Origin of the sequence: Flavobacterium sp. 5 (genome assembly GCF_002813295.1) — a bacterium.
In the GTDB taxonomy this organism is placed as follows: domain Bacteria; phylum Bacteroidota; class Bacteroidia; order Flavobacteriales; family Flavobacteriaceae; genus Flavobacterium.
In genome coordinates, this window is record NZ_PHUE01000001.1 from 737,625 (window position 1) to 756,707 (window position 19,083).

A 19,083-nucleotide genomic window follows, 5' to 3' on the forward strand; every position below is an offset into this window, starting at 1 on the left:
TTTATCCTTAGAATATTACAATGACTTTCTAAAAGTCTTTCTTCTACAGTGAATCACTGGATTAAAGTTTTTCCAGATCAATTGAATAGCTATATTATCAGCTAATTCAGGTGTTCTAAAACAATTCTCAACACCATTTTCAGTAAAAGTCTTATGGTATTCATTAAAAATAACCGCCGTTACTCCTTTATTTTGATAATCAGGATGAACTCCAATAAGATAGAATAAAACATCTTTACTACTGCGTTTGGCTTTTAATAAATGTAAAAAGCCAAAAGGAAATAATTTTCCGTTTGCTTTCTGAAGCGCTTTTGAAAAACTTGGCATTACAATTGCAAACGCTACAAGCTTTCCATCTTTATCCTCAACATACTTTATATATTCTGGATTAATAAAACTGATGTATTTTTTCTTAAAATATTCTTTTTGAACATCAGATATTGCAACAAATGAAGATAGCTTAGCATACGATTCATTAAACAAATCAAACATTTTATCTACATAAGGCATTACATCCTTAGCTGATTTAAAGTTAATTGGTTTAAGCTGGTATCGCTTTTTAACTAATTCATTAATTTTTTCAAAAAATTCGGGTTTAGCATTAGCAAATGGAAATTTATTTTCCACATACTCTTTCTCTGTTGAGTATCCTAATTCCTCAAAATGTGTAGCATAATAAGGAAAATTGTACCATGTAATCATGGTACCTAATTCATCAAAACCTTCAGTTAAAACACCCACTTTATCAAGATTAGAAAAACCCATCGGCCCTTCAACATATTCTAGATTATTTTTTTGACCTAATTCATATACTTTTTCAAGCAATGCTTTAGTCACTTCAATGTCATCAATAACATCAAACCAACCAAAACGAACTTTCTTTTTTTGTTGGTGATTGACTTCATCCCAATTGATTATAACTGCAATCCTACCCACAATAGTATTATTTCTATATGCAACATAAAAAGTAGCTTCAGCACTATTAAAAGCAGGGTTTTTGTTTTTATCAAAAGTCTCTAGCTCATCTGAAATTAATGGTGGAACCCAATATGGGTTGTCTTTATATAAAGAAAAAGGAAATTTTATAAATTCAGTTAATTCTTTTTTTGTCTTAGCTTCTTGTATGGTAATCATTGATACTTTTATAGAATATTATTTATTTCTTCGATTTTTTAAATCCTTTTTTTGTTTTAGTTTTTTTAGCCATATTTTCGGCTGCTTCTTCTTCTTTTGACAAAAGACGCACTTCTTTGTAACGACCATCATAACGCCATGATACTCCGACACCGCCATAAAGTAATGAAGGCGTATTTTTAAAATTAGTACTTATTGACGCATCTACTTGAAGGTTCCTATTAATTAAATAGGCGGCACCTCCACGAATGATTGCATCACTGTAAAAATCACTTTTTATCCCTTGATTTTCTATAAAAGCAGACCATTTTGGGCTAATTCCTTTGGTCAAAGTTAATATATAACTCAAACTAGGATAATCTGTAGCAATATAATTATAAATGATATTAGTCACAAAAACCCATGAACCATCGCCTAAATGATTTTGCAATATCAAAGCCGCTTTTGGAGAAATAGTCGCATCAGGTGTAAAAAAATATGGATTATTAGCTCCTGTAAAATTAGCTCCACCAAAAACAGCTACAGCAGGGATAACTTGATGCCAGTCAAATTTATGGTTGGCTTTCCAGCTATAAATATTTGCCTCTTTTTTATAACCTTTATTTGGGTCATAAATCAAATATTTAGCTCCAAGAACGCTTTGCTTAAAATCAGATTTATCTACAACTTGCAAAGGATAATTAAATGTCTCATAAGCATATTGAACATCGGCAATAAATTCTAAATTCTCTAAGAAAGCTCCATATCTCACTTCCATATCAACTCCAAAACCATTAGCATTATATCTTGATAAACTGTGATCTTCTTTAATTCCAAATACTCCTGTTTCAACTTGTATTACAGTTTTTCCAACTGCAAAAGCCGACATGGACTCACCGGGTCTATTGGAGTTAATTTCGTCTGTGTGTTGCCCATAATGAACTGTTGGTAATAAAAAAAGAGAGGCTAAAAATGCTTTTTTGATATTGAACATACTTGATTATTTGAATGAAAAGGTATAACGCATTTCAAATGTACTATATTTTATTGTAACTATCATTTGGTTAAAAATTCCTAAAGAATAATTTAATACTTTAGGACTATAATAATTTTAGAAGTATAAAAATTATGTATTTTTATAAGCATAATATTTACAGACGAGACTAAAAACAGGACTGACAAAGCAATTCGTTTCATTTTTTTTATTTAAAAAAAAATCCCTCTTCAAATGAGATTCGCAGAATTCCTATGAAAATCAAACTTAAATCAACTATTAACTTAACTTGGATTATTATTTAAAAAAGCAATTAACTCGTGAGTTGCTTTTCCCCGATGACTAATGGTATTTTTGGTTTCTAATGAAAGTTCTGCAAAAGTCTCTTGATATCCTACAGGTCTAAAAATAGGATCGTAACCAAAACCTTGATTTCCAGTTTTTTCTATAGTAATTGCACCACGAGCAATTCCTGTAAAAAGATATTGTTCGCCTTTTATATTCAAAGCAATAACAGTCTTAAATTGTGCATCTCTATTGGTTTTAACTTTCAAATTCAAAAGTAGTTTATCCATATTATCTTCAGATGATTTTTGTTCTCCTGCATATCGTGCTGAAAAAACCCCTGGCTCACCATTCAAAGCATCAACTTCGAGTCCAGTATCATCTGCAAAGCAATCATACCCATATTTTTGGGTTACATAATTGGCTTTCATGATAGCATTTTCTTCAATTGTATCGGCAGTTTCAGGAATATCTTCATGACAACCAATACTTTCCAAACTGATAATTTCAATGCTTCCTGGTAGCATACTTTGTATTTCTCTGATTTTATTTTTGTTATTAGTTGCAAAAACGATCTTCATATTGGTATTATTAAAAATAAGAATTCAAAAATACATTTTTGTAAGCAACAAATGAAGGAAATACTTATTTGTATAATTCTCAACTGTACACTATTTTTGTTTAAATCAATTAATTCAATTTGAAATCATGATTATAGATTATATAGAAAATTCATCTCGATATGAAACAATACATCCTTCTTTTAAAATTGCCTTTGACTATTTAAAACAAACCAATAAAGAAGCTTTAGATGGATTAACAGATGAAAAAGCAGGAGTAAAAATGTTTGCCTACAAAGGTGAAGGAAAAAGTAAAATAAAAAGCTTAGAAACATTTGAATGTCATGACAAAAATATCGATATTCAGTTTTGCATTAGCGGAAACGAAGGTTTTTTATGGAAACCAAGGCCAAAATGCATTTCTCCAAATGGAGATTACAACGTAGAAAAAGACGTTCGTTTTTTTTACGACAAACCTGATACCTATTTTGAATTACAAGCCAATCAATTTGTTATATTTTTCCCAGAAGATGTACATGCTCCAATGATTAGTGAAAACGATTTGGATAAAATTGTAGTGAAAATATTGATTTAATCTCTATTTTAATATTATTCTTTTGACTAATAAATATCAACAAACACACCAAGTTAAAATATAGTTAAAAATCTTATTTTAAGCATTTTAAATAAAATAAATTGTAAATTTGAATGTGGTTTTGATTAATTACTTGAGATATAATATCACAAATATTTAAGTATTAGAAAAAATATCTCAATAGTCAGCTATACCGAATTATAGTACAGTATAAGTTAGATAATGATAAATCAGAACGACAAAGGGAAGAGGGCTTTTAAAAGCCCTCTTTTTCGTTTAACAAACTTTCAAAACAACCCTTTAAACGTTAAACTTAGAAAGGTTTTTATATTTATTTTATATATTTAGTAAATAAAATAATCCTCAATTTGTGATTTGCTATATATCTCGATCATGAAGCCAATTCTTTTCAACTTATTTTTAAAAACAGCCGAAAGGATGTCTGCTTTAAATAATAAGGAAATAGTACAAAAAATAACCAATAATTTGGATTTAGCTTTTTTTAATCAAAAAGAGCTTTCTGGAAACGTTTGTTTTGCAAACGACAATGATGTACGTCCAGAATTCAAAGAAATCTTCAGTCAAATTGATTTGCTCAATTACATCTATGCTATTTTATTTTTGTCAAAATACAGAGAAAATCACCAAGAGTTTTTAAAGTCCAATTTCTCATATATTCCAATTCCAAATGATAAAATTAAATTTTGGAAATTAATAAAACTCGGTAATGAATTACGTGAAAATCATTTATTTAAAAATAATATTACCGAGCACTACAATATACAGTATCCTATACATGGTGATAATATAGTTGAAAACACCCTTTTTAAAAATTCATTTTCTTTGAAGGATAGTCATAAAAATATCGGTAAAATTTACATTAACAAAAACCAATATTTCGATAATGTCCCTGAAGTTGCTTGGAATTTTTATATTGGAATTGATCAACCTGCACAAAAATGGCTTAAAGAACGTGAGTACAATAAACTTAATCAAGAAGATATTTTATATTACCAAAAAATGATTCTTATTTTACTCGAAACGATTCGGATAGTGAAAGAAATTGATATAATAGAATTTTAGTCTTAGATTTGGTCTTTACAAAACATAATTTCCATAGAAAGATATAATTGACAAAAACATAACTATGATAGAAATTTTATTAAAAAACAAAAAATTTCACAAAGTCCAAAGTGTTGATGAACTTTCACCATCTAATTTAGATTTTCATGTTTTGCAATTTCTTGATTATAGCGATTCAGAAATAAATTGGCTGGAGAAAAATTATGGCCTTGATTTTTCTATCATGAAACATTTTGAAGACATTGAAATTAGTTCTCACTTTTTAGAAAATGAAAATCAAGCAGCTTTCCATTTTTCATTTCCCTTTTATGAAGAAAAAAAAATAACTGAAGAACCAATATTCATTATAATTTCAAAATCGGGTTTGTTTTTATTTTCTAGTTCCAAACTCGATAACTTTTTGAATAAAATGTATTTAAACAAATTTAAATTTTTAAGAGAATTAGAAGAGTCAAAAGACATTTTAGAATTTCAGTTCAGTTTTATATCAGATTATTTTGCTGATATTACAGAAAATCTGGCACGGAAAATAAAAATACTTGCCAATACAATTTTAATCGAAAAACAATTTTCCAATAATGAAATGGACAGTATTACTGATTATAATTTTAGTAATATGTTAGTAAAAGAGTTACTCATAGAAACTACAAGAGTTTTCAGATTGTATATTAAAAGTAATTGGGCTCAAAAAATGGGCTTAAAAGAAAATATTAAAGCTGACTTAAACGATCTTACAGTTGTATCCGACTATATTCAATTTAATTTTGATCGTTTGGATGATTTGAAAGAGAATATTTCCAGCAAAATTGACTTGGAGCAAAATCATATTTTTAAAATGCTTACGGTTGTAACCGTATGTATTTCACTACCAACATTTATAGCGGGCGTGTACGGAATGAATTTTGAAATAATGCCGGAACTCAAAACTTCTTATGGATATCCGATAGCATTAATTGCCATGTTATGTTCAGCAATTCTTCCATTTATTTATTTCAAAAGAAAAAAGTGGCTGTAATTAATTGTCTCTGACTATTATCTCAATACAAAACAACCCTTTCAGAATTTGAAATCTGAAAGGGTTGTTTTGGAAAATATCGTATTGTTTGATTTTTAATGTTTAGTTACATTCGTCAAATTATCTGGAAAATACGCATCTGACAAATGCCCAAATTCATCTCCCCGCATGAAGATATTAATATCCACTTCTCCAAAACTATTTTTTCCAGCTGCAGCCAAAAGTTCGTTTGCAGCGTGTAAAGTATTTTTATGAAAATGATAGACTCTTTCGGATTTATCGGTTACAACCAATCCTTTCATTAACATTTTATTTTGGGTAGCAACCCCAGTTGGACATTCGTTCGTGTTACAACGCAAGGCCTGAATACAACCCAAGGAAAACATAAAACCACGAGCCGAATTACACATATCTGCACCCAAAGCAATAGCACGTAAAATAGAATACCCTGAAATGATTTTTCCACTGCAAATCACTCTAATTTTATCTCTAATTCCTAAACGAACTAATGTTTTATTTACAAAAATAAGTGCCGGTTCAAAAGGCATTCCAACACCATCTGCAAATTCAAGCGGTGCAGCTCCAGTTCCTCCTTCAGCTCCATCGACAGTAATAAAATCAGGATAACAATTAAGATGAATCATTTCATTGCAAAGATCTTCAAATTCAGAAGTTTCACCAATACATAGTTTAAAACCTATTGGTTTTCCATTTGATAATTCACGCAAATGGGCAATAAATTCAACTAACTCCTTAGAATTTTGGAAAGCATTATGACTTGGCGGTGAAAGAATTGTAGTATGTGGTTCTACTCCTCTAATTTTTGCAATTTGTTCGGTATTTTTTTGGGCAGGAAGAACTCCACCGTGACCAGGTTTTGCTCCTTGCGATAGTTTGATCTCAATCATTTTTACAGCAGGAAGATTTGCTTTTTCTGTAAATTTATCAGCATCAAAATTGCCTTCTGAAGTTCTGCAACCAAAATAACCAGTTCCAATTTGCCAAGTTATATCCCCACCACTCTGATGAAATTGAGTCAAACCTCCTTCGCCTGTATTATGATAAAAATTACCTTTTTGAGCTCCTTTATTGAGTGCTACAATCGCATTTTCGCTCAAAGATCCAAAACTCATCGCTGAAATATTCAGTAAAGAAGCTGAATATGGCTGCTTACAATCTGGGCCTCCAACGAGAATACGAGGCAATTCATGATTGACAGATGCAGGAAACATAGAATGTTTGATTCCTTCATAACTCGATTGGTTTAATACCAGTTGCGTTCCAAATGGAGAAGTTGCATCAATATTTTTGGCTCTTTGGTATATTAGAGAGCGTTGATTTCTTGAAAATGGCTTTCCATCAGTGGTGCGTTCGATGAAGTATTGCTGAATTTCTGGAGCAATCATTTCAAACAAATAACGGAAATACCCCAAAACAGGAAAGTTTCTTAAAATAGCATGCTTCTGTTGAATGGTATTGCAATAGCCTACAATTAGCAGAATTACCATTATTGCAGAAAAGACAAATCCTGTTCTCAAAAAATAATTAAACAACAGTGAAATAATCAATAGTGTTATGCCAATTGTGAATAATTGTTTTCTCATTATTGAAACGATTTAAAGGTTAGAAATGAATTGTATTTTTATCGAAAAGATTAGGTATAACGCAATCTTACAAAAACATGTTTGATTCCTTTTTTGTCTGATTCTCTTTCGTCTATTTCTAAAATTTCTGTTAGAGATTTGAGCATAGGTGTTAGTTTTGAAAAGCCATAATTTCTAGGATCAAATTCAGGTTTTTTCTTTACAATTAAATTACCAACATCACCAAGGAAAGCCCATCCATCATCATCTCCAATTGCATCAAGTGTATCTTCTATGAGTTCGATCGTTTGAGCATCAATTTTGTTTGGAGCGTCTTTTTCGGCAGCTTTTTTAGATTCTGCAATAGCAGTGGTAACTGGTTTTGGTAATTTACTTTGAGCGTTGGTTGTTTTTCGGGTCTTTTTGATTGCCCCATCCAATACTTCTATGAAAATAAATCTATCGCAGGCACTAATAAAAGGTTTTGGTGTTTTTTGTTCTCCAATTCCAATGACTTTCATTCCCGATTCGCGAAGTCGTATAGCTAATCTTGTAAAATCACTATCGCTGGAAACGATACAAAAACCGTCCAATTTTCCAGAATACAATAAATCCATGGCATCAATAATCAAAGCTGAATCGGAAGAATTTTTCCCAACGGTATAACTGTATTGTTGGATAGGTGTGATTGCATGTTCGAGTAAGACTGCTTTCCAACCGTTTGCATTTGGCTTAGTCCAATCGGCGTAAATACGTTTGGTGGTTGGTGTTCCAAATTTTGCGATTTCTTCCATCATACCTTTTACATTGCTGTAAGGTACGTTGTCTGCATCAATAAGTACAGCGAGTTTTAATTCTTTGGAGGTTTGTGACATGAAATTTGCGAATGAAATGTTTTTCCCAAAGATACAGGATTATTCTCAATGCAAAAAGTTATTATTATGCTAAGACACTCATAGAAATCCATACTCTTTCAAAGAAAATATGATCTTAAAAAACGATTAAAAGTTGTAATTAAAAGGTTATTTTTTCAAAATTATTATTAAACTTCCGAAATTTTTGCCTTGATTATTATAAAATAAAAACCTTGTCCAATTATTTATTTGAAAAAGGTTTTTAGTTATAAATGAAGTGTCAAAAAAATTTATTTCAAAAATTATGGAACTAGGCTTTAATTTCGATCTCTTCTTCAACCAATTCTGAAACCTGAATGTTTGCAATTAGTTTAATATTTTCCCCGAGTCCTAAACCGCCTGTATCTGTGAGTATGTTCCAAGTCATCCCAAATTCTATGCGATTGATAATTCCGGTGATTTCAAAACCATGTTTTAAAACACCTTGCCCACTATTTTGTGAACCACCATATTCTACATCCAATGTAATTGGTTTAGTAACTCCTCTTAAGGTTAAGTTCCCACCCATTTTGTAATCGCTGCCTCCAGTATTTACAAACGAAGTGGACGCAAAAGTGATTGTTGGATATAAATCTGCGGCAAAGAAATCGCCATTTTGCAAGTGCTGATCACGTTGTGCCTGATTGGTATCAATACTTTTAACATCTATTTCAAAAGTTACTTTGGCATCATTAAAATCATCTCCATTGGTAACTATTTTTCCATCGAATTTGTTGAAGGAACCAGTAACATTAGAGATAAGTAGATGCTTAATTTTAAACTGTACATCGGTGTGTAGTGGGTCAATAACCCATGTTGTTGTATTTTTCATAATTTTTTTAATTTAAATTTTATTTATAATTCAAAAGTACCTAAATTCACTACCTAAAGTATAGTAGTTACCCAGTGGTAAGTGGTTACCCAGAAGTAAGTGTGTTAAAAAATGAAGAAAAATGAATCAAAAAGAAGCAGTTTGCCAGCAAAGGATGATGGTTACACGAGACGCCTTAGAAGTGATTCAAGGCAAATGGAGATTACCCATCATTATTTCATTAACATTTGGCAACAAAAGGTTTGGAGAGATTCAACGAGAAATTGTTGATATATCACCGAAAATGTTGTCGCAAGAATTAAAAGCTTTGGAGTTGAACAAAATTATCACTCGGACACTCTATGATAGTATGCCAATAACTGTAGAATATTCTCTAACTCCATTAGGCCTGTCAATGAAAACATTGCTAGATGAAATTTTAAATTGGGGTATTCATTTTCGAAAAGAAATTGTTGGTAAATAGCTTAAAATTTCATCTCGTTGATTGAGTTTTTAGTGTTTTATTCAAAAAGTGATTTAACTTTTGGCGACTCTTCCCCTTTTTCGGTTAAATATAAAGCTGGACTATCAGCTTCTAAAAAATTCAAAACTACAGTCAAAACTGTCCCGTCTTTTTTATCATACATAATTGAAAAAATACCAATATCTGATTTCTTGCCTGAATTTTGATTGTGCTTTTTAAAATCAGTTTTGTATTCTACAAAGTAAAAATTATTGTTTTCATCGTAGAATTCTTTTTTAAACTCGATATAATATTTGTTTTCAATGTTATCCTGAGTATTTTTCTTTAAAAGTGTTCCTTCTTTTGTATCAAAAATAAAATCATTTTTCTCTAATGAAAACTCTTGGGGTGGTATACTTTTATATATCGTTTGTACAACGACAGTTTGCGAATACAATTGATTAAAAAAAAGTATCGTAAATAGGTATAATAATTGTTTCATGGTATGTTTGGCATTCCTTTTTATTGTTGAATCCATTCTTGAATATTAGCGTCCAAATATAAAGACAAAATGATACAAATCATTTAAAGAACAAAAGACTTTAATAATAAATTGTTTAAAAAAAACCAAAAAAACATTCTAAAATCAGCTGTCTAGCCCTGATGGAAATGGAAAGCCTCGATGGAATAAATCTATTTTTTCTTGTGCTGGTAGAGCGACCAAAGGAAGCTCCTGCCAGTACAATAGAAAAAAAGGTTTATGACTGAGAGCTTGTAATGGACAGCAGGAAATTGCTCCTGAAAAATAAATTTGCTTAAAAGATGCTAATAAAGTATAAATAATTATTTTTGCAACTTCTTAAAATTAATACTACTACAGATTATATATTATGGTAAAAGATTTATTCGAAAGAATTCAGAACAATAAAGGGCCTTTAGGAAAATGGGCTTCACAAGCAGAAGGTTATTTTGTGTTTCCAAAACTAGAAGGAGACTTAGGCCCAAGAATGAAATTTCAAGGAAAAGAGGTTTTAAACTGGAGTTTGAATGACTATTTAGGTCTTGCAAACCATCCAGAAGTACGTAAATCCGATGCTGATGCAGCGATTGAATACGGTGCAGCTGCCCCAATGGGAGCACGTATGATGAGTGGTCACACTAAATATCACGAACAATTAGAGAATGAATTGGCTGCTTTTGTAATGAAAGAATCAGCTTATTTATTGAATTTTGGTTACCAAGGAATGGTGTCTATTATTGATGCTTTGGTTACTAGAAATGACGTAATTGTGTATGATGTTGATGGTCACGCTTGTATTATTGACGGAGTTCGTTTGCATAGTGGAAAACGTTTTACGTACAAACACAACGATATTGAAAGTATGGAGAAAAACCTGCAGCGTGCTACAAAATTAGCTACTGAAACAGGTGGTGGAATTTTATTCATTACTGAAGGTGTTTTTGGAATGCGCGGTCAACAAGGAAAGTTGAAAGAGATTGTAGAAATGAAAAAGAAATACAATTTCCGTTTGTTAGTTGATGATGCTCACGGTTTTGGTACACTTGGTAAAACAGGTGCTGGAGCTGGTGAAGAGCAAGATTGTCAAGATGGAATTGATGTTTACTTTTCTACGTTTGCAAAATCTATGGCAAATATTGGTGCTTTCGTAGCTGCTGATAAAGACATTATTGATTATTTAAAATATAATTTACGTTCTCAAATGTTTGCAAAAGCGTTGCCAATGATCCAAACTATTGGTTCTTTGAAACGTTTGCAATTGTTGCGTGACAATCCAAGTTTGAAAGACAAATTATGGGAGAATGTAAATGCTTTGCAAGGTGGTTTGAGAAGCAAAGGATTTAATATTGGTGACACTAACACTTGTGTTACTCCAGTTTACTTGGAAGGAAGTGTACCAGAAGCAATGGTAATGGTAAATGATTTAAGAGAAAACTACGGTATTTTCTTGTCGATCGTAATTTATCCAGTTATCCCAAAAGGAATGATTTTATTACGTGTTATTCCAACAGCTTCTCATACTCTATCTGATATTGATCAAACATTAACTGCGTTTGAAGCGATTCGTGAGAAATTAGTAAATGGAACTTATAAAGAGATTGCTTCCAGAACTAAAGTGGATCATGATGCAGTTTAGTTAGCATTCAGCTATAAAATTATAATAGTACACCTGAGAGTTTTCAAAACCTCTCAGGTGTTTTTTTTTTGCTTCATAAAATCAATACTGGCAACCTGTAAAAAAATTAGTATTTTTATGCTTTCAATAATTAAGACCAAAAAATGAAAAAAAAATTTCTTATACTAATACTGCTTTTTACAACAGCATCTAATTTTGCACAAAAAACAGAATACACTACAATTAGCAACATCCCTTATTATAATGAAGCTACAGCCAATACAGGTGCATATATCAAAGAGCGTTGCGTAGTGGATATTTATTACCCTAAAAATGTCAAAGGATTTGCGACAATAGTTTGGTTTCATGGAGGCGGTTTAACCGGAGGAAGCAAAGAACTTCCTGAAGGACTAAAGGACAAAGGCTTTTGTGTAGTTTCTGTAAATTATAGATTATCGCCAAAAGTAAAAGTGCAAAAATGTATTGAAGATGCTGCTGCTGCAGTAGCTTGGACATTTCAGAATATTGCAACTTATGGAGGTGACAAGTCCTTAATTTTTGTTTCTGGACATTCAGCAGGTGCTTACTTATCATTGATGGTGGGACTAGACAAAAAATGGTTAAAAGCTGATGGCATAGATGCTAATTCTATTGCAGGATTGATTCCGTTGAGTGCCCAAACCATTACACATTTTGCAATTCGAAAAGAGAGAGGAATTCCAGAAACCCAGCCAATTGTTGATGAATTTGCTCCTTTGTATCATGTTCGAGCTGATGCTCCTCCATTGTTATTAATTACAGGTGATAGAGAATTAGAAATGTTGGGACGCTATGAAGAAAATGCCTATCTGATGCGAATGATGAAAATTGTGGGGCATAAAGAAACTACTTTGTATGAACTACAAGGTTTTGGACATAATATGACTGAGCCAGCTTTCCCATTGGTTGTCAAAGAAATTCAAAGAATAGTAGCTTTAAAAAAGAAATAAAAAATGATTCCGCACTTATTAATTATTCCGGGACTTGGTGATTCTGGAGAGAAGCACTGGCAAAGTTTTTGGCTGCAAAAATTCCCTAATTCGACCAAAGTAATACAAGACAATTGGGATGAACCTCAACTTGATGAATGGCTAGCACAACTTGATAAAAACATTAAGCAAATAAATGAACCCACTATTTTGGTAGCTCATAGTCTTGCTGTTTCTTTAGTAATGCACTGGGTTTCTCAAAATAATAACCCAAATATCATTGGCGCTTTACTAGTAGCTCCTGCCGATGTAAATTCACCAGAACATACTCCCGATTTTTTAAGACATTTTTCACCAATTCCTACACAAACAGTTCCATTTCCAACAGTTGTAATTGGAACTGAAAATGATACTTATATATCTCTGGAAAGAACCAAAGAATTGGCTTCGTACTGGGGAAGTGATTTTATAAATATTGGACAACAAGGACACATCAACTCTGATTCAAATTTGGAATATTGGGAAGAAGGTCAGGAATTTTTACAACAATTAATTACAAAAATAAACAGCTAAAATGACACATCCAATCGTTTCTGCATCTTGGCTTCAAGCAAATTTAAATAATCCAGAATTGATTATACTCGAAGCCCGATTAGATCAAAATCAGTCGAATTTAGAAAATCAAAATCCTGATTTGCAAATAAAAGGCGCTCGCCTATTTGATATCAAAAATAATTTTAGTGACACAAGTAATCCTTTACCAAATACTTTTCCATCTACAGAGCAATTTACTACTGAGAGTCAAAAATTAGGTATAAACAAAAACAGTATCATTGTCGTTTATGATACTTTAGGAATTTATTCGAGTCCAAGAGCTTGGTGGATGTTTAAAGCTATGGGACATTCTGAAGTTTATGTATTGGATGGAGGTCTTCCTGAGTGGATTAAAGAAGGTTTCCCAACAGAAAATCAACAGCAAACAAATACTTATTCAAAAGGAGATTTCGAAGGCAAATTTCAACCTGAACTGATTAAAAACAAAGAGCAAATTCTAGAAAATATTTCAACCAAAGAAGCAGTATTGATGGATGCAAGATCATCAGATCGATTTCATGCAACTCAAGAAGAACCTAGAGCTGGTATGAGAAGCGGACATATTCCTGGTTCTATAAATACTCCTTTTACAGAACTACAACGAAATGGAAAATACAAATCTCCTGCTGAATTGACTGAGATCCTAAACCTCAACGAACAGCCTTTATTATTTACTTGTGGTTCTGGGATTACTGCCTGTATCGTTTTATTGGCCTGCGAATTGATTTCGGACAATCCAAAAGCAATTTATGATGGTTCCTGGACGGAATGGGGACCAAGTGATCTTCCTATTGAAAAATAAATAAAAAGGGTATTCTTAGAAAACAGAATACCCTTTTTTATTTTAATATCAATTTGTTACTCTACAGCTACTTTGTAAGTTGGGTCTTCTAGAATATTCACATCAATAACCGCATCTGCATTTTGCAATAATTGTCTGCAATTGGAACTTAAATGACGTAACCGAATTGTTTTATTTATTTTCGCATATCGCTCTGTAATTTTATTAACAGCCTCAATTGCACTCATATCCATAATTTTACTTTCTTTAAAATCAATGATGACCTCATTTGGATCATTTACAACATCAAATTTCTCCGAAAATGCAGTAGTTGAACCAAAGAAAAGCGGACCATAAATTTCATAATGCTTCACTCCTTTTTCATCAATATATTTCCTTGCACGAATTCTTTTGGCATTTTCCCATGCAAAAACCAAGGCAGAAATAATTACACCAATCAATACTGCCAATGCTAAATTATGCAGAACAACAGTAATCAAAGCTACTATCACTAACACAAAAATATCATGTTTGGGCATTTTAGTAAAAATTCGGAAACTAGCCCATTCAAAGGTTCCAATTGCCACCATCATCATTACTCCTACCAAAGCTGCAATAGGCAATTTTTCGATTACTGGGGCTCCAAATAATATAATTATCAAAATGGTTATTGCTGCAATTATACCCGACAACCGAGCTCTGGAACCAGCAGACAGATTAACCAGTGTTTGGGCAATCATTGGACAACCGCCCATTCCGAAGAAAAAACCGTTTAAAATATTTGCACTTCCTTGCGCTATACATTCTCTGTTACTATTTCCTTTGGTATCCGTTATTTCATCTACCAAATTTAAAGTCAGCAAACCTTCTGTTAATCCTACACCTGCCATAATTAAGGAATAAGGAAAAATAATTTGTAAGGTTTTAAAATCTAACGGAATATTGGGGATATGGAATGGAGGGAAACCACCACTAATGGAAGCAATATCTTTTACTGTTTTTGTGTCTATATTCAATACTAACACTACTATAAAAACCACAAAAATTGCAGCTAATGAAGCTGGAATCTTTTTTGTCAATTTTGGAAAACCGATCACAACAGCTATTGTCAAGGTTACCAAACCCAACATGACATACAAAGAGTTCCCTGAAAGCCAAACACTTTCTCCATTTACAATCGTTTTGAATTGCTCGATTTGTGACAAGAAAATAACAATCGCCAATCCATTTACAAAACCATACATAACAGGCTGTGGCACTAACCGAATAAATTTACCCAGTTTGAACAAACCAACCAAAATTTGAAAAATACCAGCCAAAGCTACTGCGGCAAAAACATAATCCAATCCATTTGATTTCATCAACGCAATCAACACTATAACAGTTGCCCCTGCACCTCCAGAAATCAAACCTGGTCGTCCACCAAATATTGCTGTTACCAATCCCATTATAAAAGCAGCGTACAAACCGACCAAAGGAGGAAAACCAGCCAAAATAGCAAATGATAGCGATTCTGGAATCATCGTCATAGCAACTGTAAGTCCAGCTAAAATTTCGACTTTATAATCTACTTTTTGATTGAAATTGAATAAATTAAAATAATGCTTCATGAATAGAAATTGTATTTTTTTTAAGGGTGCAAAAATACAATTTTATGATGTTTTTTGACTAAATAAATTTTTGATACTTCTTATTGACTATTAACTTCTATCTCTTTGTTCATTTTCATATTGCGAATCTTAATAGATTTATATTTCCATATTTTACCTATTCGATCTGCCAAAATATCCATTTTACCTTTTTCTTTTTCTCCAGAAACTCTAATAGTTATAGAAATCCTTTTATTATCATTAGAATATATTGTATTACCTTCTAGAATCGCTAATTTATCTATTGACTCAAGTTTACCAAAGTTTTGAATGACCTCCTCATTTTTATTGGCTTTATCAATTGCATTTTGACACAATAAAGGATCTGCATAGGCTTGACCTAAATTTACTACATCATCAAAATTTGAAGTTATAATCAATATAAAACCAATAGCAATTATTACTGTAGACCAAAACCATCTTTTCGTCCAAATCCTTTTTTCTTCGATTATTTCGTTATCCATTTTTGATTTTTTTGTCTAATTGTTTGTGAATAATTATTTCTTGCTACCCAATTCTCAATCCATTTTCAATTTTGAAATCAGGGGCTAATAAAATAACATCTCCCTCCTCACCTACTGCTCCAAGCACTAAACACTCACTCATGAATTTTCCAATTTGCTTTTTAGGAAAATTAACCACAGCTACAATCTGTCTTCCTATCAAAACTTCTTTAGTATATCGTTTGGTGATTTGTGCCGATGTTTTTCGGATTCCGATGGTGTTTCCAAAATCTATTGTGAGTTGAAAAGCGGGTTTTCGGGCTTCAGGAAAATCATTGACTTCAAGTATAGTTCCCACTCGCATTTCTACTCTTTCAAATTCAGTCCACGTTAAATCCATTTTTTTTTTCAATTAAGTTACTAAGTTGCTAAGCTACTAAGAATCTAAGAAAACAGTCTAAAAAAAAATCCCAAACATAATTGTCTGGGATTTTCTATTTGTATATTCAGCATCACTGCCAACTATTAACTGTAAACTGCTAACTCTTACTTAACGTCCATCAATTCAACGTCAAAAATCAAAGTTGCATTTGGTGGAATAACACCACCTGCTCCTGCTGGCCCGTATCCTAAATCAGATGGAATCACAAAACGAGCTTTGTCTCCAACTTTCAACAAAGCAATACCTTCGTCCCAACCTTCAATTACCTGACCAATTCCTAATTTAAATTCGATTGGTTTTTTTCTTGGGTAAGAAGAATCAAAAACTTTACCGCTCTCCAATGAACCTTCATAATGAACAGAAACTGTTTTACCACTTTCTGCTTGTTTACCAGAACCTCTTTGGATGAATTGGTAACGTAAACCACTTTCAGTTTTTTCAAAACCAGCAGCTAATGTTTCCATTTTTGCTTCTGATTCTGCTTTCAAAGCAGCTTCTTTTTTCAAACGAGCACCTTTTAAACCAATGAAAGCTTCAATAGCATTCCATTTTTGAGCTTCTTCACCAACTCTGATAATTTCCAAAGTATCTAATGAATCCCCTTGAGCAACTGCATCAACTACATCTTGTCCTTCAACCACATGTCCAAAAACAGTGTGTTTGTTATCCAACCAAGAAGTTGGAACGTGTGTGATGTAAAATTGAGAACCATTAGAACCTGGTCCTGAATTAGCCATAGCTAAAACTCCTGGTTTATCATGTTTTAAAGATGGGTGAAACTCATCATCAAATTTATAACCTGGATCTCCTGTTCCAGTTCCTTGTGGGCAACCACCTTGAATCATAAAGTCAGGAATAACTCTATGAAAATTTAAACCATCATAGAATTTTTGTCCTTGAGGCTTTATTTTGTTTTCCATGTTTCCTTCTGCAAGAGCAACAAAGTTACCTACAGTTCCAGGAGTCAAATCGTGTGTTAATTTTACTAAAATCGCTCCTTTTGCAGTATTGAATTTAGCGTATATTCCGTTTTCCATGTTGTTTATTTTTTATTGAGGTGCAAATTTACAAATTAATTCAATATCAATTTGTGCTTTCTATTTTTTAGAACTTGGTTTGTATGTAAATCCGTAAACTAATAATGATAATAATGCCAAAACAGCGCCTCCGATAGTAACAGCATGCCATCCTCCCAACTTCCATAACAATAAACCGTAAGCAGATCCGCCAGCAGTTCCTAAAAAACTAAATGACATAAATACAGTATTTAATCTGTTTCTGGCTTCAGGTAACAGTGAATATACCCGGGTTTGGTTTGAGATATGAACACTTTGAATTCCAACATCAATAAGAACTATTCCGACGATAATTCCAATCACACTTTCGGTAGAAAAGTAAAAAACAATAAAACTGATTAAAAGCAATAAACAACCGTAACCAACAGCTATCCTAGAATTTCCTTTGTCTCCTAGTTTTCCAACTAATGGTGCTGCTAAAGCTCCCGAAACCCCTACGACTCCAAAAAGTCCTATTGTAGCACTATTAAAATGAAACGGTGAATCTGAAAGCAACAAAACCATTGTTGTCCAGAAAGCACCAAATTGAGCAAAAGCAAACACATTGATTAAAGTTGCTTCCCGCAAAACTGGTTGTGTTTTTATAAGTGTAAAAAGCGATTGAATTAATTGACCATAAGAACCCTCAAATTGTGGCTTATTTATTGGAAATGTATTCTGAATAACAAAAAATATCAAAAGACAAATTCCAGCAGCAATCCAAAACATAGACCTCCATCCAAAAACCTGTCCAATGAATCCGCTTAATGTTCTGGAAAGTAAAATTCCTATGAGTAATCCACTCATAATAGTTCCTACTACTTTTCCACGTTGTTGTGGCTCACATAAAGTAGCTGCCAATGGCAAAATAAGTTGTGGCACTATTGAGGTGATTCCGATAAGCAATGAAGCAATTTGTAAAATAAAAAAATTCTTTGAAGTAGCTGCAATAATTAAAGCAATAACAGAGGCAAAAGTAGTTACCAGTATTTGCTTTTTACGTTCAATTTTATCACCCAGTGGTACCATAAAGAACAAACCAATAGCGTAACCAGCCTGAGTTAAATAAGTAACTGTCCCGGCATTGGCCTCGGGAATTTTAAATTCCTTGGCAATTAAAATAATTAAAGGTTGGCAATAATACAGATTGGCAACTATAAGCCCAGTACAGGCTGCCATAAACAAGACATTCGTTTTCGATAAATTCATGTTGCAAAAATACTATACTAATTCTGACCCAATCTTTAATTATTTCATAAAATCTTCTCGAATGGGGCTAAAAACATCAATCAGCAAACCATCTTCAAGACAAAGCACACCATGAATTGCGTGAGGCGGAATGTAAAAACAATCTCCTTCTTTCATCACTTTTGTGATACTATTGATTGTCACTTCAAATGATCCTTTGGCTACATTGGTAACTTGCGAATGGTAATGATTATGAAGAACTCCAATAGCACCTTTTTCGAAAAGCACATTCACCATCATAATGGTATCATCATACCCCATAATTTTGCGTTTGATGCCTTCGCCAACCACTTCCCATTCAAATTCATCGTCTTTTATAAATTCTTTGCTTGCTCCAAAACTTTGCATCGTATTTTATTTTATTGTTAAAAAC

21 protein-coding genes are annotated in these 19,083 nt (G+C 32.4%); 8 read left to right on the plus strand and 13 right to left on the minus strand.

Annotated features, from left to right (window positions below; genetic code table 11):
• Positions 1 to 15 precede the first annotated feature (15 nt).
• The 3 genes from CLU82_RS03000 to CLU82_RS03010 form a co-directional block, all read right to left on the minus strand.
• Positions 16 to 1,134: a GTP cyclohydrolase gene (locus tag CLU82_RS03000; protein WP_100841693.1), complete on the minus strand. Its 1,119-nt coding sequence runs from the start codon at positions 1,132 to 1,134 to the stop codon at positions 16 to 18.
• A gap of 22 nt (positions 1,135 to 1,156) precedes the next feature.
• Positions 1,157 to 2,107, minus strand: a complete 951-nt coding sequence (locus CLU82_RS03005) for a transporter (RefSeq protein WP_100841694.1) — start codon at positions 2,105 to 2,107, stop codon at positions 1,157 to 1,159.
• Between the two features lie 284 nt (positions 2,108 to 2,391).
• Complete coding sequence (locus CLU82_RS03010) at positions 2,392 to 2,973, minus strand: non-canonical purine NTP diphosphatase (RefSeq protein WP_100841695.1); 582 nt, start codon at positions 2,971 to 2,973, stop codon at positions 2,392 to 2,394.
• A gap of 127 nt (positions 2,974 to 3,100) precedes the next feature.
• Here CLU82_RS03010 and CLU82_RS03015 point away from each other — a divergent pair, with 127 nt between their 5' ends.
• The 3 genes from CLU82_RS03015 to CLU82_RS03025 all read left to right on the plus strand — a co-directional run bounded on the left by CLU82_RS03015 (position 3,101) and on the right by CLU82_RS03025 (position 5,645).
• Positions 3,101 to 3,547: a YhcH/YjgK/YiaL family protein gene (locus tag CLU82_RS03015; RefSeq protein WP_100841696.1), complete on the plus strand. Its 447-nt coding sequence runs from the start codon at positions 3,101 to 3,103 to the stop codon at positions 3,545 to 3,547.
• A 438-nt stretch (positions 3,548 to 3,985) separates the two neighbouring features.
• A complete protein-coding gene (locus tag CLU82_RS03020; RefSeq protein ID WP_157813315.1) occupies positions 3,986 to 4,630 on the plus strand; it encodes a type ISP restriction/modification enzyme in 645 nt (214 codons plus the stop codon).
• A 64-nt stretch (positions 4,631 to 4,694) separates the two neighbouring features.
• Positions 4,695 to 5,645, plus strand: coding sequence for a CorA family divalent cation transporter (locus CLU82_RS03025; protein ID WP_100841698.1), 951 nt, complete (start codon positions 4,695 to 4,697; stop codon positions 5,643 to 5,645).
• Between the two features lie 95 nt (positions 5,646 to 5,740).
• Here CLU82_RS03025 and CLU82_RS03030 read toward each other — a convergent pair whose 3' ends face one another.
• The 3 genes from CLU82_RS03030 to CLU82_RS03040 form a co-directional block, all read right to left on the minus strand.
• A complete protein-coding gene (locus CLU82_RS03030) occupies positions 5,741 to 7,249 on the minus strand; it encodes an FMN-binding glutamate synthase family protein (protein ID WP_100841699.1) in 1,509 nt (502 codons plus the stop codon).
• A gap of 50 nt (positions 7,250 to 7,299) precedes the next feature.
• Positions 7,300 to 8,103, minus strand: a complete 804-nt coding sequence (locus CLU82_RS03035) for an NYN domain-containing protein (protein ID WP_100841700.1) — start codon at positions 8,101 to 8,103, stop codon at positions 7,300 to 7,302.
• A 289-nt stretch (positions 8,104 to 8,392) separates the two neighbouring features.
• Complete coding sequence (locus tag CLU82_RS03040) at positions 8,393 to 8,953, minus strand: YceI family protein (protein ID WP_100841701.1); 561 nt, start codon at positions 8,951 to 8,953, stop codon at positions 8,393 to 8,395.
• A 121-nt stretch (positions 8,954 to 9,074) separates the two neighbouring features.
• Here CLU82_RS03040 and CLU82_RS03045 point away from each other — a divergent pair, with 121 nt between their 5' ends.
• Positions 9,075 to 9,416 carry a helix-turn-helix domain-containing protein gene (locus CLU82_RS03045; protein ID WP_100841702.1) on the plus strand — a complete coding sequence of 114 codons (342 nt, stop codon included), beginning with the start codon at positions 9,075 to 9,077 and terminating at the stop codon, positions 9,414 to 9,416.
• 37 nt (positions 9,417 to 9,453) lie between these two features.
• On the opposite strand, the gene CLU82_RS03050 is transcribed toward CLU82_RS03045, so the two are convergent.
• Positions 9,454 to 9,933, minus strand: coding sequence for a hypothetical protein (locus CLU82_RS03050; RefSeq protein ID WP_100841703.1), 480 nt, complete (start codon positions 9,931 to 9,933; stop codon positions 9,454 to 9,456).
• Between the two features lie 352 nt (positions 9,934 to 10,285).
• On the opposite strand from CLU82_RS03050, the gene CLU82_RS03055 reads away from it, so the two are divergent.
• The 4 genes from CLU82_RS03055 (at position 10,286) to CLU82_RS03070 (ending at position 13,894) form a co-directional block, all read left to right on the plus strand.
• A complete protein-coding gene (locus tag CLU82_RS03055; protein ID WP_100841704.1) occupies positions 10,286 to 11,551 on the plus strand; it encodes a pyridoxal phosphate-dependent aminotransferase family protein in 1,266 nt (421 codons plus the stop codon).
• 143 nt (positions 11,552 to 11,694) lie between these two features.
• Entirely contained in the window at positions 11,695 to 12,519 is an 825-nt protein-coding gene (locus tag CLU82_RS03060; protein WP_100841705.1) for an alpha/beta hydrolase, read from the plus strand.
• 3 nt (positions 12,520 to 12,522) lie between these two features.
• The gene (locus CLU82_RS03065; protein WP_100841706.1) at positions 12,523 to 13,071 is read left to right on the plus strand and encodes an alpha/beta hydrolase; all 549 of its coding nucleotides are present in this window, start codon (positions 12,523 to 12,525) and stop codon (positions 13,069 to 13,071) included.
• Between the two features lies 1 nt (position 13,072).
• Positions 13,073 to 13,894, plus strand: coding sequence for a sulfurtransferase (locus CLU82_RS03070; protein ID WP_100841707.1), 822 nt, complete (start codon positions 13,073 to 13,075; stop codon positions 13,892 to 13,894).
• A 56-nt stretch (positions 13,895 to 13,950) separates the two neighbouring features.
• Here CLU82_RS03070 and CLU82_RS03075 read toward each other — a convergent pair whose 3' ends face one another.
• The 6 genes from CLU82_RS03075 to CLU82_RS03100 all read right to left on the minus strand — a co-directional run bounded on the left by CLU82_RS03075 (position 13,951) and on the right by CLU82_RS03100 (position 19,058).
• The gene (locus CLU82_RS03075; protein WP_100841708.1) at positions 13,951 to 15,483 is read right to left on the minus strand and encodes a SulP family inorganic anion transporter; all 1,533 of its coding nucleotides are present in this window, start codon (positions 15,481 to 15,483) and stop codon (positions 13,951 to 13,953) included.
• Positions 15,484 to 15,563: 80 nt separating this feature from the next.
• Positions 15,564 to 15,986 (minus strand): cytochrome c oxidase assembly factor Coa1 family protein, encoded by a 423-nt coding sequence (locus tag CLU82_RS03080; RefSeq protein ID WP_100841709.1) that lies wholly within the window; start codon positions 15,984 to 15,986, stop codon positions 15,564 to 15,566.
• A 43-nt stretch (positions 15,987 to 16,029) separates the two neighbouring features.
• Positions 16,030 to 16,365 carry a tRNA-binding protein gene (locus CLU82_RS03085; protein ID WP_100841710.1) on the minus strand — a complete coding sequence of 112 codons (336 nt, stop codon included), beginning with the start codon at positions 16,363 to 16,365 and terminating at the stop codon, positions 16,030 to 16,032.
• A gap of 146 nt (positions 16,366 to 16,511) precedes the next feature.
• The gene (locus CLU82_RS03090) at positions 16,512 to 17,444 is read right to left on the minus strand and encodes a peptidylprolyl isomerase (RefSeq protein WP_100841711.1); all 933 of its coding nucleotides are present in this window, start codon (positions 17,442 to 17,444) and stop codon (positions 16,512 to 16,514) included.
• A gap of 60 nt (positions 17,445 to 17,504) precedes the next feature.
• Positions 17,505 to 18,671 carry an MFS transporter gene (locus tag CLU82_RS03095; protein WP_100841712.1) on the minus strand — a complete coding sequence of 389 codons (1,167 nt, stop codon included), beginning with the start codon at positions 18,669 to 18,671 and terminating at the stop codon, positions 17,505 to 17,507.
• Positions 18,672 to 18,710: 39 nt separating this feature from the next.
• Complete coding sequence (locus CLU82_RS03100; RefSeq protein ID WP_100841713.1) at positions 18,711 to 19,058, minus strand: cupin domain-containing protein; 348 nt, start codon at positions 19,056 to 19,058, stop codon at positions 18,711 to 18,713.
• Positions 19,059 to 19,083: the final 25 nt, after the last annotated feature.

Coding starts and splice junctions, on each gene's coding strand:
- CLU82_RS03000 (WP_100841693.1), bottom strand. CDS start 1,134: ATGATTACCATACAAGAAGCTAAGACAAAAAAAGAATTAACTGAATTT.
- CLU82_RS03005 (WP_100841694.1), bottom strand. CDS start 2,107: ATGTTCAATATCAAAAAAGCATTTTTAGCCTCTCTTTTTTTATTACCA.
- CLU82_RS03010 (WP_100841695.1), bottom strand. CDS start 2,973: ATGAAGATCGTTTTTGCAACTAATAACAAAAATAAAATCAGAGAAATA.
- CLU82_RS03015 (WP_100841696.1), top strand. CDS start 3,101: ATGATTATAGATTATATAGAAAATTCATCTCGATATGAAACAATACAT.
- CLU82_RS03020 (WP_157813315.1), top strand. CDS start 3,986: ATGTCTGCTTTAAATAATAAGGAAATAGTACAAAAAATAACCAATAAT.
- CLU82_RS03025 (WP_100841698.1), top strand. CDS start 4,695: ATGATAGAAATTTTATTAAAAAACAAAAAATTTCACAAAGTCCAAAGT.
- CLU82_RS03030 (WP_100841699.1), bottom strand. CDS start 7,249: ATGAGAAAACAATTATTCACAATTGGCATAACACTATTGATTATTTCA.
- CLU82_RS03035 (WP_100841700.1), bottom strand. CDS start 8,103: ATGTCACAAACCTCCAAAGAATTAAAACTCGCTGTACTTATTGATGCA.
- CLU82_RS03040 (WP_100841701.1), bottom strand. CDS start 8,953: ATGAAAAATACAACAACATGGGTTATTGACCCACTACACACCGATGTA.
- CLU82_RS03045 (WP_100841702.1), top strand. CDS start 9,075: ATGAATCAAAAAGAAGCAGTTTGCCAGCAAAGGATGATGGTTACACGA.
- CLU82_RS03050 (WP_100841703.1), bottom strand. CDS start 9,933: ATGGATTCAACAATAAAAAGGAATGCCAAACATACCATGAAACAATTA.
- CLU82_RS03055 (WP_100841704.1), top strand. CDS start 10,286: ATGGTAAAAGATTTATTCGAAAGAATTCAGAACAATAAAGGGCCTTTA.
- CLU82_RS03060 (WP_100841705.1), top strand. CDS start 11,695: ATGAAAAAAAAATTTCTTATACTAATACTGCTTTTTACAACAGCATCT.
- CLU82_RS03065 (WP_100841706.1), top strand. CDS start 12,523: ATGATTCCGCACTTATTAATTATTCCGGGACTTGGTGATTCTGGAGAG.
- CLU82_RS03070 (WP_100841707.1), top strand. CDS start 13,073: ATGACACATCCAATCGTTTCTGCATCTTGGCTTCAAGCAAATTTAAAT.
- CLU82_RS03075 (WP_100841708.1), bottom strand. CDS start 15,483: ATGAAGCATTATTTTAATTTATTCAATTTCAATCAAAAAGTAGATTAT.
- CLU82_RS03080 (WP_100841709.1), bottom strand. CDS start 15,986: ATGGATAACGAAATAATCGAAGAAAAAAGGATTTGGACGAAAAGATGG.
- CLU82_RS03085 (WP_100841710.1), bottom strand. CDS start 16,365: ATGGATTTAACGTGGACTGAATTTGAAAGAGTAGAAATGCGAGTGGGA.
- CLU82_RS03090 (WP_100841711.1), bottom strand. CDS start 17,444: ATGGAAAACGGAATATACGCTAAATTCAATACTGCAAAAGGAGCGATT.
- CLU82_RS03095 (WP_100841712.1), bottom strand. CDS start 18,671: ATGAATTTATCGAAAACGAATGTCTTGTTTATGGCAGCCTGTACTGGG.
- CLU82_RS03100 (WP_100841713.1), bottom strand. CDS start 19,058: ATGCAAAGTTTTGGAGCAAGCAAAGAATTTATAAAAGACGATGAATTT.